This window comes from Streptococcus sp. S5, assembly GCF_034134805.1.
GTDB classification, from domain to species: Bacteria; Bacillota; Bacilli; order Lactobacillales; family Streptococcaceae; genus Streptococcus; species Streptococcus lingualis.
In genome coordinates, this window is record NZ_CP139419.1 from 1511211 (window position 1) to 1526100 (window position 14890).

13 protein-coding genes are annotated in these 14890 nt (G+C 41.2%); 2 read left to right on the forward strand and 11 right to left on the reverse strand.

What is annotated here, in order from left to right:
• Positions 1-66: 66 nt before the first annotated feature.
• The 5 genes from SM123_RS07235 to SM123_RS07255 form a co-directional block, all read right to left on the reverse strand.
• The gene (locus SM123_RS07235) at positions 67-1017 is read right to left on the reverse strand and encodes a competence protein CoiA family protein (RefSeq protein ID WP_118228361.1); all 951 of its coding nucleotides are present in this window, start codon (positions 1015-1017) and stop codon (positions 67-69) included.
• Between the two features lie 73 nt (positions 1018-1090).
• Positions 1091-1672, reverse strand: coding sequence for a hypothetical protein (locus tag SM123_RS07240; RefSeq protein WP_118228362.1), 582 nt, complete (start codon positions 1670-1672; stop codon positions 1091-1093).
• A gap of 167 nt (positions 1673-1839) precedes the next feature.
• Positions 1840-3012: an MFS transporter gene (locus SM123_RS07245; RefSeq protein ID WP_118228363.1), complete on the reverse strand. Its 1173-nt coding sequence runs from the start codon at positions 3010-3012 to the stop codon at positions 1840-1842.
• A gap of 70 nt (positions 3013-3082) precedes the next feature.
• Complete coding sequence (locus SM123_RS07250; RefSeq protein ID WP_049490513.1) at positions 3083-4429, reverse strand: DUF1958 domain-containing protein; 1347 nt, start codon at positions 4427-4429, stop codon at positions 3083-3085.
• A gap of 188 nt (positions 4430-4617) precedes the next feature.
• The gene (locus SM123_RS07255; RefSeq protein WP_003006372.1) at positions 4618-5325 is read right to left on the reverse strand and encodes a glucosamine-6-phosphate deaminase; all 708 of its coding nucleotides are present in this window, start codon (positions 5323-5325) and stop codon (positions 4618-4620) included.
• A gap of 307 nt (positions 5326-5632) precedes the next feature.
• Here SM123_RS07255 and queA point away from each other — a divergent pair, with 307 nt between their 5' ends.
• Positions 5633-6661 (forward strand): tRNA preQ1(34) S-adenosylmethionine ribosyltransferase-isomerase QueA, encoded by a 1029-nt coding sequence (gene queA / locus SM123_RS07260; protein ID WP_320909336.1) that lies wholly within the window; start codon positions 5633-5635, stop codon positions 6659-6661.
• A gap of 11 nt (positions 6662-6672) precedes the next feature.
• Positions 6673-7143, forward strand: coding sequence for an arginine repressor (locus SM123_RS07265; protein ID WP_003006364.1), 471 nt, complete (start codon positions 6673-6675; stop codon positions 7141-7143).
• Positions 7144-7457: 314 nt separating this feature from the next.
• On the opposite strand, the gene SM123_RS07270 is transcribed toward SM123_RS07265, so the two are convergent.
• From SM123_RS07270 to SM123_RS07295, 6 genes are all read right to left on the reverse strand, one after another.
• Positions 7458-8792: a dipeptidase gene (locus tag SM123_RS07270; RefSeq protein WP_254732632.1), complete on the reverse strand. Its 1335-nt coding sequence runs from the start codon at positions 8790-8792 to the stop codon at positions 7458-7460.
• Positions 8793-8809: 17 nt separating this feature from the next.
• Positions 8810-10321 (reverse strand): YfcC family protein, encoded by a 1512-nt coding sequence (locus tag SM123_RS07275; protein WP_049486413.1) that lies wholly within the window; start codon positions 10319-10321, stop codon positions 8810-8812.
• A gap of 124 nt (positions 10322-10445) precedes the next feature.
• Positions 10446-11390 (reverse strand): carbamate kinase, encoded by a 945-nt coding sequence (gene arcC, locus SM123_RS07280; protein WP_024055214.1) that lies wholly within the window; start codon positions 11388-11390, stop codon positions 10446-10448.
• An 85-nt stretch (positions 11391-11475) separates the two neighbouring features.
• Positions 11476-12492 carry an ornithine carbamoyltransferase gene (gene argF, locus SM123_RS07285; RefSeq protein ID WP_021152877.1) on the reverse strand — a complete coding sequence of 339 codons (1017 nt, stop codon included), beginning with the start codon at positions 12490-12492 and terminating at the stop codon, positions 11476-11478.
• Between the two features lie 85 nt (positions 12493-12577).
• A complete protein-coding gene (arcA, locus tag SM123_RS07290) occupies positions 12578-13807 on the reverse strand; it encodes an arginine deiminase (protein ID WP_003002445.1) in 1230 nt (409 codons plus the stop codon).
• Positions 13808-14043: 236 nt separating this feature from the next.
• The gene (locus tag SM123_RS07295) at positions 14044-14733 is read right to left on the reverse strand and encodes a Crp/Fnr family transcriptional regulator (RefSeq protein ID WP_320909337.1); all 690 of its coding nucleotides are present in this window, start codon (positions 14731-14733) and stop codon (positions 14044-14046) included.
• Positions 14734-14890: the final 157 nt, after the last annotated feature.

Sequence of the window (14890 nt, forward strand, 5' to 3'; positions counted from 1 at the left end):
TAATCCTCCAATGGTACTATTTTAGCATAAAAATGAACATTTCGGGAGGATTTCTATCTTAGAAAGTTAGCTTTTCTGTTGAGCATAAAAACGTGGGGGATAAAGGATCTGAACGGGTTGGATCCCTTGCGACTGATAATAGGTCATAAATTGCTGGTAGTAACCTTCTACATCCTCTTTAATTTGGAGCAAGTTCTGTGAAAGGATCGGACGACAAAGAGGATAAAAGAAATCTAGCCCCAGTTCCATCAGATGGTGTCCCTGCAAATAGAGTTCTTCCTGAAGCTTCAGCCACTTTGGATGACGATAAAAGAGTTGCTGCTGTATATATGTTAAAAATGTCCGATCGAGCTCGACTGCCATTTGTTCCATGGGTTGCGAAAGATAAGGGGTACGTAAGACTTCTAGTAAAGACCTTTGACCAAAAGGGAAAATTTCTGTCTGATAATGCAATCGCCCTCGTAAATCCTCATGAATGAGGTATTGTAAACGTAGCTCTTTCTTTGTCAGATCCAATTCCCAAAGATGGAACCCGCGATTCTGACTAAAATAAAGAAAGCCTGCCTGCAGTTTTGTTAACCTTTCCTTGAGCCACAACTTTTTACCAAGTAACCAATTGACCTGGTAACCGTTGGATCGATAAGCATCGCTCCTCTCCTTCAAGCGTTCTAAAGATAGGGAGCTGCACTGCACTTCCAAAGCTAAGTTCTTGTCTACTACCAAAAGATCGGCAATTTGTTGAAAGTCTGCTAAATAACTTTCTACCTCTGTATGAGATTCCTTAGAGGCCCAGTCATAAAGACAAGCTTTCAATTCCAGATGTTCAAAACTCTCAGCTTCGTGATGATAGGGACAATGCTGTAATTTTATATGAGCAAAATGAGCCCGTAGAACCGAGCCATTTTTTAGACGCACTGGACTATGACAAGCCAAGCAATAGAAGGGACCTTCTGTCACAGCTGGGATCTCTTCCATACAGTTCCACCGCTTTTGATTGTTATCCATGGCAATAAACATAGGCCCACCTCCTCATCTATATCATTCGAAAAAAAATAGGAAAAAGGCTGGAAATTCCAACCTTTTCTTCTTTTTATTCTTCAGAATCTGAATCTGAATCATCACTGTCGTCATCTGCAACAGGAGATTTACTCAATTCTTTCTGCATATCTTTCATTTCTTTACGAGTACTTTCCAACTCTTCACGAGCATCTTTCAAGATTTCGATCAAAGCTTCACGGTCTTCTTTAGGAACGACTGTGCTATCTGAACCGATGCTTTCCAAGCCTTCATTAAAGATATCTTTTTGGTTTTCTAATCCTTGCTTTAAGGTACTAATCATTGCATCGTATTGTTCTTTTGCGGAACCTGTAACAGAAGTGCCTGCTTCTTCAGTAAGTGAAACAGATTGATCCATTAATTTTGCAAACAACTTTTTGAAGTCTCCAACTGTTTTTGCCTTGCTGATTTCAGCATCTGTTAAGAGGCTAGAAGATGACGTATCTTCTGAATCTGTTGAAGTATCCTTACTTTTTGAAGTGTTGGCAGATTTGCTCGTCACTTTAGTAGTTGATTGACTATTTGAAGTTTCCTTCTTTGTGTCTTGTTTGTTTGAACAAGCAGCAAGGGAAACAATCGTCAAAAGAGCAGCTGTCGATAAGATCATTTTTTTCATAAAATGGTCTCCTTTATATTTATTTTACCTCATTCTACCATCGAATACTTTGACTGTCAAATTAACCACTAGTTCTTAATAATAGCAAAAAAGTTGGACAAAACACTGTGAAATCAGTGTTTCTGTCCAACTCCTCGATGATTAGTCATACAATTGTAACAATTTCATTAGTCTACTTTGCCACCAAAAAGGCCGTGAGCCTTCCCTTGGGGCATTTTTAAGGCAAAGCTCAGCAAAAAGACGATCCCTACACCCCCTGCTAAAAAGAAACTCATGACTTGGTAACCACCTCTTTCAATACAGAGGGCTGCGAAGGGTTGTAAAAGAATGGTGCCTAAATAACGAGCTCCTTGGACAATAGCCATGGCAAGAACCAAGTCTTTTCCATTCACCTGTTGGGCAATAAACCGTAAGGAGACCATAATCAAAACCATCCCTGTTGTATGCTTGGCTAAGAGAGTCATTATCACTTTTAAGAAGACAGGACTTGGAAGAGCATAGACAGCATATTGAGCGAAAATAATCCCAATTGGAAGAGCGATCAAAACCCGTAAAGGCCAGTGGTCCATGAATCGATCAGAGAAAAAGATCAAGGGGGCTTCCACTACGACTGAGATAGCTACAACCGTTGAGGCAATATGGACTGGTAGACCGCTATCCATGAGCAACTCAGGAATATAGGTATGACCAATATTTCCAACCCCTGAAGCCAAGCCAATCAAAATGATAAAGAAGAGATAAGGTCCATTGTGAAGAAGAGGACGAATAGAGACAGGGTGTTTTTCCTTTTCTACGACTGTCTCTTTTTTCTTCATTCGAACCGCACTTAGGCAGAAGAGACTCAATACAATGGTGATCAAAACCGTATAATAGACAGCTTGGGGGCTAAACTGATGATAGACCCAGCCGGCTATTTGAACACCGACCGAGTAGCCAATAGTTCCCCAAACGCGAATCTTCCCAAAAGCGTATGGACTTTGCGTTGCAAATACTTCCATCATGGGAGCTGTCCCATTCAAACAGACTAGAACAATCCCATAAAAAACAGTCAGCCAAAAGAGATTGGGGGCCCAAAGAAAACCTAAGACACCACCAATGATCACACTCAGACTGAGGGTCGTCATTTTTACGATTCCAAATCGCTCATTGATATACCCAAAGAAGGGTTGGGCTACCATGGATAAGAAAAAGGCAACCGATACCAAAGTCGACACTTGGGTTGCACTATAGTGCTTTCCCATCAAATAGACGGAAATGAGGGTCGTAAAGAGAGATGTGGACATAAAATAAAAACTATAGAGCAACATATAAGCCGCATAAGAATTTCGGAATTTTTTCATATGAATCCTTTCTAAAAATATCGGAATGAGACAATGACAAAACCCAACTGACAATCAGTTAGGTTTTATTTTACTCTTTATTATAGCGCTTTTGAGCCTCTTTTTTGCGTCTCTCACGACTTTGTTTTTCAATCGAGAGAATGATGACAAGAATGAGAATTGGAATCAAGATCAGGAAGTGATCCAGCGAAAGCCATTTACTGTGCTTAGCCGTTGTCTTTTTCCCACTTGCTGTTTCTTTGACAAGCTCTGGCTTGGCCCCTTCTTCTACCTTCATATCATCTCGGATACCTTCAGACAACGTGTAGAGATCATTATCTACTGTCAGATAGCCATCTTTTACCGCAAGGGTCGGTTCTTTAGCACCTTTTTTGACCGTTGCATAGAAGGGTTTTTCAAGTGTATAGGTCTTGCCGTCAATCTTCTGGACACCTGCATCTAGCAATTTTTTATAGCCAAAATCTTTATAGGCTTTTTCGATCAAGGCATTGCCAAACGGGTGACGGTAATATTCCCCATCTTGGTCTGCCCAATCTCCTACGCCCATAATGACAGCAATTAAGCGCTGATTGCCCCGTTTGATGGTCGCGATATAGTTGAAAGCTCCACGAGGGCTTGAACCAGTTTTCAAACCATCCACACCTTTCAAGGCATACTTGGCTCCTGGCAATGAATAATTGTAGGTATCAAAGGTTTCCTCATATGGAGTCCCTTTTTTGACCGTGACTTGTGCTTGATTGGTATAGTTTAAAATATCTGGGTATTGATTGATAAAATGATAAACCAGAATCCCTAAATCACGCGCAGTTGTCTGGTTGGCCGCATCATTTGGATAATTGTTGACCTGATAGTAGCCCTGCAAGGTGGAGATGGCCGCCCCACTCGGATTATTCCAGACCGTATTGGTCATCCCTAATTCCTTAGCCTTGGCATTCATGCGCTCGATAAAGGCATCTGGATCATTGTTGGACATGAGATTGGCCAACATGAGGGTCGATACATTTGAGGATGGAACCACTGTCATGGTAATCAACTCAGGAATTGTGTAGTCTACCCCAGCAACAATATTATTGTTGGAGATCTCATAGATCTTTCCGATCGCTTGGTCTGAAGCGGTCGCCTTGATCACTGTATCCTTACTGATCTTGCCATTTGCCATATCTTCAAACAAGAGATAGAGCGTCATGAGCTTACTCATGCTGGCAGGATCTCTGACTTCATCGATATTGTCTTTCCAAAGAACATTTCCGGTATTGCCGTCAATAATAAGCGAAGAATGTGGACGGTTAATGGCTTGGACATTGTCATTTGGATACATCTTTTGCGCCATATCCACCAATTCATCCGCACTCGCTAGAATTGGCTGGCATAAGAGACTCAGAAGGAGGCAAATATGGATCAAATATTTTTTTATCATAAACTTTTCCTTTATAACAGACTAATCAGCTGGAGGCTAAAATAAGCTTCTAGCCCTCATGCCCTTTCCTCTTGTCTCCCAGTAGATGAAAAGAGCTAATCCCAGCAGATAATTACTTGTATTGTACCATATTTTGAAGCAGAAAAAAACCTATCTGGCCCGAATAAATCGGCGATAGGTCCTGTTTTTTATCGACTTAACAAGCTCAAGGCTTCCTTATCCGCAATAATGGTCACATTTGGATGTCCTTGAAGGGCACTAGCTGGCACTTTTTCTGTCCTTTCACCCTCTACTGTACCTTTGATTGCTTGGGCTTTTGATTCCCCATAAGCAAACAAGACAATTGATTTCGCAGCTAAGATATTGGCAATCCCCATCGAAATGGCTTGGGTTGGTACATCTTCGATCTTATCAAAGAAACGAGAATTGGCCTCAATGGTAGAGGCATCCAACTGAACTAAGTGGGTCTGACTATCAAAGGATGTCCCTGGCTCATTAAAACCGATATGCCCATTGCGTCCGATTCCCAAGATTTGAAGATCCACTGGATGGTCTTCGAGTATTTTGTTATAACGGATCACTTCTTGATCGGCAGATTCTTCTACACCTGATGGGAGATAACTTTCTTTGAATGGTTTGGCATCAAAGAGGTTTTTCTCCATGAAATACCGATAAGATTGAGGATCATCTCCCGTCAACCCTACGTATTCATCTAAGTTCACACTGATTAGATTAGACAGATCCAAATCACTTTCACGAATTTGTTTATAAAACTCAAGGGGACTGCTTCCAGTCGCAAGACCTAAGGTTTGAGCACCTTCCTTTAAAGTTTCTTTCAATATATCAAAGGCAACTTTTCCACCCTCAATTTGGTCCTTTACTTCAATAATTTTCATTGGATAGACCTCCTATTTCTCTATGCTTTTATTATATGGTATAGACCAATTTTTGTCAAGTGAAACCGCTATCTTTTTCTGGCATTTTTTTCTTTTTCAAGTCGATTCGTGATATAATGAAAGGTATGATTGTATCACTATTATTCATCATTTTTTTGATCGGACTCCTTGTCTTTCTCTTATCTTTCTTGATTCATCAAAGAAAGATTCTCAAGGTCCTGATCTTTTTGATGGGAATCAGCCTGATGCTCTTAGCTGTCGGGACTACCATCTATCTACTCACAAATTTATTATAAAAGGAGCGCAAATGAATACTAACGACTTTGACTTTGATTTGCCTGAAGAACTGATTGCTCAAACCCCTCTTTTAAAACGAGATGCCTCTAAACTCTTGATCCTCGATCGAAAAACAGGGCAATTCCAAGACCGTCATTTTGATGCAATTTTGGATGAATTGGAGCCAGGAGATGCTCTTGTCATGAACAATACGCGCGTTCTACCAGCCCGCCTTCATGGAGTCAAACCAGAAACAGGTGGTCACGTCGAATTCCTTCTCCTTAAAAATACGCAAGATGACTGTTGGGAAGTCTTGGCAAAACCTGCAAAACGCTTAAAGGTAGGGGCCACAGTCAGCTTCGGAGATGGTCGTTTGACCGCAACCGTTGAGGAAGAATTAGAGCACGGAGGCCGTATCGTTCGCTTCCACTACCAAGGGATCTTTTTAGAAGTTCTAGAAAGCCTTGGTGAAATGCCACTTCCTCCCTATATTCACGAAAAACTTGCTGACCGCGAGCGCTACCAAACCGTTTACGCCAAAGAAAATGGTTCTGCAGCAGCTCCAACGGCAGGTCTTCATTTCACCAAAGAATTGCTCCAAAAGATTGAAGCAAAAGGGGTTCACCTGGTCTATTTGACCCTTCATGTGGGCCTGGGAACCTTCCGTCCAGTATCCGTGGACAATCTTGAAGACCATGAGATGCACTCTGAATTTTACCAACTTTCTGAAGAGGCTGCTGCTACCCTTCGTCAGGTAAAAGCTGCAGGAAAACGCATCGTAGCTGTTGGAACGACTTCTATTCGAACCCTTGAAACAATTGGCAATAAATTTGATGGAGACATCCAAGCCGATTCAGGTTGGACCAATATCTTTATCAAACCAGGTTATGAATGGAAAGTCGTCGACGCCTTTTCAACCAACTTCCACCTTCCAAAATCAACTCTGGTCATGTTGGTTTCTGCCTTTGCTGGCCGCGAATTAACCCTCGAAGCCTACCACCATGCGATTCAAGAACGCTACCGCTTCTTCAGCTTTGGGGATGCTATGTTCATCAAGTAAAGGAGTCTCTCATGAATAAAATTGAAAGCCGCCATCGCTTGATCCGCTCGATCATTTCTGAGCGTAGGATTCATACCCAACAAGAACTCCAGGAAGCCTTAGAAGCCAATGGTGTTCTCGTTACCCAGTCCACCCTTTCACGGGATGTCAAATCCTTGAATCTAGTAAAAATTAACGAGGGGGATAGTTCCTACTATGCCATGAACACCATCGCTCCTTCCCGTTGGGAAAAGCGCCTGCGGATGTATATGGAAGATGCCTTAGTCATGTTGCGGCCCGTTCAAAACCAGGTCGTTGTAAAAACTCTTCCAGGTCTGGCCCAATCCTTTGGAGCAATCTTAGATGCACTGGAACTCCAAGAAATTGTAGCCACCATCTGTGGAGACGATGTCTGTTTGGTTATCTGCGAAGACAACCAAGGAGCTTTGGATTGTTTTGAAAAATTAAAAGAATTCACCCCACCCTTCTTCTTTAGTAAATAAAAAGTTTGGAAACCGAGTTTCCAAACTTTTTAAAATGTAGATAAACTATCTTAAAATAAGGTGAGCGATTCTGCAAAAAAATTAAAATGTGTTCTAGTTTTTTGAATGAATGAAGAAAACACTGAAACTTTCCGCTGAGAGAAAAGTGCCTGAAACAAAATTGTTTCAGGCACTCGGAATTATTGAGACCTTAGGCTCAATAATTAGTCTTGGAACTTCGTAGAAGTTCGCTGACGTCCGTACTCACCTAAGGAAAGTTTTTAGTATAAGTTTGTCTTCAATCTGAAAGTTTAGAAACTTGGTTTCCAAATTTTTTACGTTGTAGCTAAGCGTTGAATGGCTTCTCGATAGATTTCCATCGCTGCGTAGAGATCTTCAATTTTTGCACGTTCATTGGCTTGGTGCTCGGTCTGTTCTGCACCTGGGAAAAGAGCCCCAAAAGCGACACAATTTTCCATGGTCCGCGCAAATGTCGCACCACCAGAAGACATAGCTGGTGTCTTATCACCAGTTTCTTCCTGATAGACGGCCATCAAAGAGCTGACTAAAGGACTATCCAAAGGAACATATAAAGGAGCCAGATAATCAAACTCTTCATATTCCAACTGATAGCTAGCTGCAATTTCTTGCAAACGAGCTACCAAGGCATCCTTATCTGCTAAGACGGGGATCCGGATATCAATCCCGATTTCCGATTGTTCTTGATCGATCACAAGGGTCGCAAGATTAAAGGAAAGATCGCCACTTGGTTCATCTGAAATAGGGCCAAATAGAGCCTCACCAGTTGCATCCTCACCAACTGCATCTGCGATAAATAGCAAAGCTGGATGGGGTTGGATGAGGGATAAACTTTCCGCTAAACCGACAATAGCATTCACTCCTTCAGCTGCATCTTTAGAGTGCTTGGAAACACCCAAAACCGTTACAGAATCTTCTGTTTGGCTATACTGAACCCCACTTTGATCCAAAACAGGAAGCAACTCTTCCAAACGATGACCAGCATAGGTCGCCTTGTCTGGAACAACATTGAGGGCCTGACCAGCCTGTAAGGGAATATCATCCCAACCTGGACCATGCAATTTCACTTGTAATAAGCCTTTTTCAGCATAGGTTAATGGGAAAGAGGAATCCGGTGCAAATCCAAGATCTGCTTGCTCTTCGATTTGGTTGTAGCGGTTCATACAGCGCCACAAGGTTTCTTCATCCGTCCCAAAAATAAAGCGGATTCGTTTGGTAAACTGGATGCCATCATCCAGTAAACTCTTGACTGCATAGAGGGCAGCAAGAGACGGTCCCTTATCATCCTGCACACCACGACCTACTAGATAATCACCGACAATAGTCGCTTCAAAAGGTGGCGTTTGCCAATCTTGTAAATCACCGGCTGGAACAACATCCAAGTGACAAAGAACGGCCAGGAGTTCTTCCCCCTGACCGATCTCTGCATATCCATAGTATCCTTCAGGATCTATATATGTTTGAAAACCTAATTCTCGAGCAAGCTCTAAGGTTTTTTCTAGGACATCTTGGATAGCTTGTCCAAACGGTGTTCCATTTTCCCCTTCATTTAATACAGAAGGGTAAGAAATGATGGTTTGAAGCGAGTTTAAAAACTGCTCTTTTACATCGTTCTTTATTCTATTTTTCATGAAACACCTACTTTATTCTATTGCAAGAATGGAACCACAGTTCCTAGTAGAAGAAGGGCAATGGTGATCACAACAATCGCTACGACCAATTTACCCATGAATTTCCACCATGCACTCAAGTCAACACGTCCAAGAGCAAGAGCTCCCATTACGATACCTGAAGTTGGTGCGATCAAGTTCAAGACACCAGATGCAGATTGGTAAGCTGTGACAATCAAGCTACCTGGTACATTGACGAATTTACCAAGAGGTGCCATGATACCCATTGTTGCACTGGCAAGACCAGATGATGATGGGATCAAGAATGACATTGGCAAGTAGAAAATGTAAGTCAAGACAATGAACAATTGAGATGAAAGACCTTTAAGTCCTTCTTCACCCCAGTGAAGAATTGTCGCAGTGATCATACCGTCGTTCATGATGACTTGGATACCACGTGCTACCGCTACGATAAGAGCAACACTCAAGAGGTCAGCTGCACCATTCATGAAAGATGAAATGATTTTATCTTCTTTCAAGCCATAAATGATACCAACGAGGATTCCCATGAAGGCAAAGAGCATAGCTGTTTGTGGGAAGTACCATGTACCAAGAGCATCTGTGTTACCGATCAATTGACCAAGTACTGGAATTTTATGGAGAGATTCGTTAAAGTTGTTAAAGAATGTAATACCCAAATCTTTGAATGGGATAAATCCAGCAACCATGATAACGAATGTTGAGATGAAGACGACCAAGACACGTTTTTGTTTCTTGTTCATTTGTGAAGGAATTTCTTCGCCACTATCAACATTGAAGTGTTTCAAATCTTCTTCACGAGTTGCATAGGTGAGAGATTTGGTTGGGTCTTTTTGAACCTTATCTGCATAACGGTATACATAGTATGTGCTAAGTCCTGTCAATACGATCCAGAAGATCACACGAAGTAAGAGACCTGAAGCACTTGAGATACCTGCAGTATCAGATGCGATAACTGTCGCAAATGGGTTCAATGTTGACGCCAAACATCCGATTTGTGATCCTAAAAGGATAATGGCTACCCCTGTCAAGCTGTCAAAACCAACGGACATCATAACAGGTACAAGAAGTGGATAGAAGGCCATGGTTTCTTCACCCATACCATAAGTTGTACCACCAAGGGCAAACAATGGCATCAAGATCAAAATCAACATTTTTTCGCGGCCTTTGTATTTACGAACGATAGAAGCAATCCCTACATCAAGGGTACCTGTTTCGTTCACAACACCAAGGAAACCACCGACCATTAAGATGAAGAAGGCTACGTCAATCGCTGCACTAGTTGGTGCTTTACCAAGCATGGCATTGATTGGGGCCATCAAGACATCCCAAATCCCTTGAGGATGTGCTTTTACAGATTCATAACTACCTGCAATGATAGCACCTGCATCGTCAACCTTGTATTGACCAGCTGGAATAATCCAAGTTAACACTGCCATAATAGCAATGATAATTAACAATACGGAAAAAGATGAAGGCATCTTAAATCCTTTTTTCGTTTTTTCACTCATTTGTCTTCCTCCTAACGCAACAAAGTGTGAGTGATGTTTTACAAGAGTCTCTTGTAAAACGCTTACCTATAGATTTATTCTATCACAATAAGCTTTAAAATACTAGTTTTTTCCTAATTTTTCATTAGTCTTTTTGGATGATTGTTCCACTTTCAGACTCAATCAAAGCTCCAAGGTTTTCAAGTGATGTAATAACTGCTTTTCCTTCTGGGCGACCATTGACGAAGGCAATGGCAGCTTCCACTTTAGGAAGCATGCTTCCTGGTGCAAATTGGTCTTGTTTGATGTATTCTTCCAATTGAGCCACATTAACATGTTCCAATTTTGCTTGGTCTGGTTTGTTGTAGTTCACAAAGACATAATCGACACCAGTCAAGACGATGAAGAGGTCTGCTTCTACTAATTCAGCCAAACGTTGAGATGCAAAGTCTTTATCGATAACCGCTTCAACACCAGATAAGCTACCATCTGCTTCTTTCACAACTGGGATACCACCACCACCGGCTGCCACAACGACTTGACCGTCGTTCAACAAAGTACGGATGGTATTGATTTCTTTGATATCCACTGGTTTTGGTGAAGCCACGACTTTACGCCAGCCACGACCAGCATCTTCTTTGAAAGTTGCTCCTGATTTTTCAGCTTCTGCTTTTGCTTCTTCTTCTGAGTAGAATGGACCGATTGGTTTGCTGAGGTTGACAAAAGCTGGGTCGTTCTTATCAACAATGACTTGTGTCACAACAGAAGCCACATCTTTTTCGATTCCTTCTTCATGAAGAGCATTTTGAAGAGCATTTTGAAGCCAGTAGCCAATACTTCCTTCGGTCATAGCAACTAATGAATCAAGTGGGAAAGCAGGGTTTTTTTCAGAGTTTGCTGCCAAGTGTTGGAGCAAAAGGTTCCCTACTTGAGGACCATTTCCGTGAGTGATGATCAAGTCATCCCCATTTTTGATTAATTTGACTAAGTGTTTTGCTGTTTCTACAAGTGCTTCTTGTTGAGCTTGAGCAGAAGGATCAGATGAGAGAATAGCATTTCCTCCCAAAGCAACGACGATTTTTCTTGACATAAGTTATCCCTTTCTATAAAAAATAGGGGCAGGACTAAAGCTAGCAGTCCAGCCCCTATAGCTGTTGGTATACGGTTATAAAGTCTTAAACTTTTGGAATGTACAAGTTACCAAGAGTAGCTGCCATAACCGCTTTGATGGTGTGCATACGGTTTTCAGCTTGGTCAAAGTGACGAGCATATTTGCTGCGGAACACTTCGTCAGTAACTTCCATTTCTTCTACGCCGAATTTTTCAGCAACATCTTTACCGTAAACAGTATTTGTATCGTGGAAGGCTGGTAAGCAGTGCAAGAAGATCAAGTCTTCGTTATCAGCTTTCTTAATCAAATCCATGTTTACTTGGTAAGGTTTCAAAAGGGCAACACGTTCTGCAAATTTGTCTTCTTCACCCATTGATACCCAAACGTCAGTGTAAAGTACGTCTGCACCTTTCACTGCTTCGTCAGCATCTTCAGTGATCAAGATATGAGCGCCACTTTCTTTTGCAAATCCTTCTGCCAATTCAACGATTTCTTTTTCTGGGAAGAGTTCTTTTGGTGAGAAGATGTGTACGTTCACACCAAGGATAGCACCTGTTACAAGAAGGCTGTTCGCAACGTTGTTACGTCCATCACCACAGTATACAAGTGTCAAACCTTCCAAACGTCCAAAGTTTTCTTGAACTGTCAAGTAGTCTGCAAGCATTTGAGTTGGGTGCCATTCGTCAGTCAAACCATTCCAAACTGGAACACCTGAGAATTCAGCCAATTCTTCAACCATACGTTGGCTGAAACCACGGAATTCAATACCGTCAAACATACGTCCAAGAACTTTAGCAGTATCTTCTGTAGATTCTTTTTTACCAAGTTGGATGTCGTTTGCACCTAGGTATTCTGGGTGAGCACCAAGGTCGATAGCTGCTGTTGTGAAGGCAGCACGAGTACGAGTTGAAGTTTTTTCAAACAAAAGCGCAATGTTTTTACCAGCAAGATAGTGGTGTTCAATGTTGCGTTTTTTAAGGTCTTTCAAGTGAGCTGAAAGTCCGATAAGGTATTCTAACTCTGCACGTGTAAAGTCTTTTTCTGCCAAGAAGCTACGTCCTTGGAATACTGAATCTGTCATTTCTAATTGTCTCCTATTTTCTTTCTAGTATTGATCAGTAAGAAGAAAGAGCTGATCCCCAAAGACCAGCTCTCGGTCTTCTCTATTAGATTTCTTCACGTTCGAATGGCATTGACATACAACGAGGTCCACCACGACCGCGAACTAATTCACTTCCGCGGATCTTAATCAAACGAAGTCCGTATTCTTCTAATTTCTTGTTTGTGACTGTGTTACGATCGTATACAACTACCACACCAGGTGCGATTGTAAGAGTATTTGATCCGTCGTTCCATTGTTCACGAGCAGCTGCAACCACATTGCCATCACCACAAGGGATCAATGTAACTTTTTCAACACCAAGGTTTTCAGCAAGCAATTCAGCCAAATCACCTTTTTCTTCAACAATCTTCAATGCTTCATTTTCATATGTTACAGAGAAGACGCGAAGGTTTCCTTGGATTTCTGGGTGGATGGTAAATTTATCGTAGTCCACCATTGTGAATACTGTATCCAAGTGCATGAATTTACGGTTGTTCGCAAATTCGAAGGCCAATACTTTCTTGAAGCCAACGTTCTTCTTGAAGATGTTTACCAACAATTTTTCAATTGATGCAGCATCTGTACGTTGTGAGATACCAACTGCCAAGACATCTTTAGAAAGGACCAATTCGTCCCCACCTTCGATACGAGTGTCTTCTTCACGGTTGTATACCAATTCTACATTACCACCATATACTGGGTGATATTTGAAGATATATTTACCATACAAAGTTTCACGGTTACGTGTATCAGCATACATGTGGTTCAATGATACTGCATTCCCAATTGTAGCAAATGGGTCACGTGTGAAGTACAAGTTTGGCATTGGATCAATCGCAAATGGGTAGTCAGATTCGACAAGGTCTGTCAAGCCTTTGTCAGCTTCAGGAATTTCTGGAAGCTCAGCTTTTTGGAAACCAGCCATTGTTTTTTCAACCAATTCTTGGTTGTCTTCAATACCACGAAGGATTTCGCGAATAGCGTTTTTAGTTTGGCGTCCACGAATGTTTGCTTCATCAAGATATTCTTCGATGAATTGTTCGCGAATTTCTGGAGTAGTCAATGACTCAGCTGCCAATTTTTCAAGATAAAGTACTTCGATTCCTTCGTTACGAAGCGCTTGAGCAAAATTGTCGTGTTCTTTTTGTGCATCTTCCAAGAATGGAATATCATCAAAAAGAAGACGCTCTAGATAGTCAGGCATCAAGTTTTCCAACTCTTTACCTGGACGGTGCAACATTACTTTTTTCAGTTTTCCAATTTCTGAGAAAACATGAATTGGTTTAGTTGACATCTGTCATCCTCCTTTTTTCTTTGAGCTTGTTCACAAGCTTATTACAGTTGTTATTATAGTCTTTAATGATACCGCTTTCACAAAGGATTCTACTTTTTGAATGCAAAGAATTTGGCGTTTTTTTGAATCTTTCCTATTTTTTAGTTAATATGAAGCGTTTTCTTTGCATATTTTGTCTTTTATATTATTTTTATGAATATATATTTTTTTGTAAAAAATAAAAAAAGATCAACAAATTAGTTGATCTCTTCAAAACTCTTTAAAAAGTAGGCTGTATCCAGAAAAGTTAGTTGTTTTCTCTCATACTGGATCTTATGAGAATCGATGAGTTTCTTTAAAACTTGATTGACAGTTTCTCGGGTTGTGGCTGCTAATTTGGCCATTTCCTTCATACTAATCGGAAATGGAAGTTGATTTCCAAGGCTTTCATAGTCCTTGCACAGAATGGCTAAGGATTGAATCACACGCTCACTAGCACTAGCTGTCACGACATTGCGCAAACGCAACTCTTGAAATTCTAGGATGGAAGAGAGCTTTCTCGTAATAAAGAGCAGCTGCTCCTTACTCTCTTGGGCATATAATTCATAAAGATTGACGGGGATCACGAAACAACGCAAATCCGTCACCGCACTAGCTGTATAGTGGTAACGCTCATCCTGGAACATCCCACCATAAGGGAACAAAGCCCCCTTCTTTATATAATCCATATAGGAGAATTGGTCAGACGAATCAAATTGCTCAATACGAGCAAAGCCTTTTGTCAGAAGAAAAATGCGCTCCCGCCTATCTCCTGCATAAAATAAAATTTGTCCTTTAGGGATATCCCTGGCATGAATTTCAACAGCTAATTTATCAAATAGCTCCACTGGTAGCGCAGAAAAGGCTGGATGCGAGCGGAGCAACTGGTAATCTTCCTTTGTAATCATGTCTATACTTCCTCTTATTACTATTAGTAGTATAACATACTTTTTATAGAAAAGGGAAAGAAGTCTCTTTAGAACAGAAAAGTAATTCGAAACACCAAGTCATTTTCATGATACTTTGTTAGAAGAAAAGGTCTGAGCAACCCTCAGACCTTCTGTT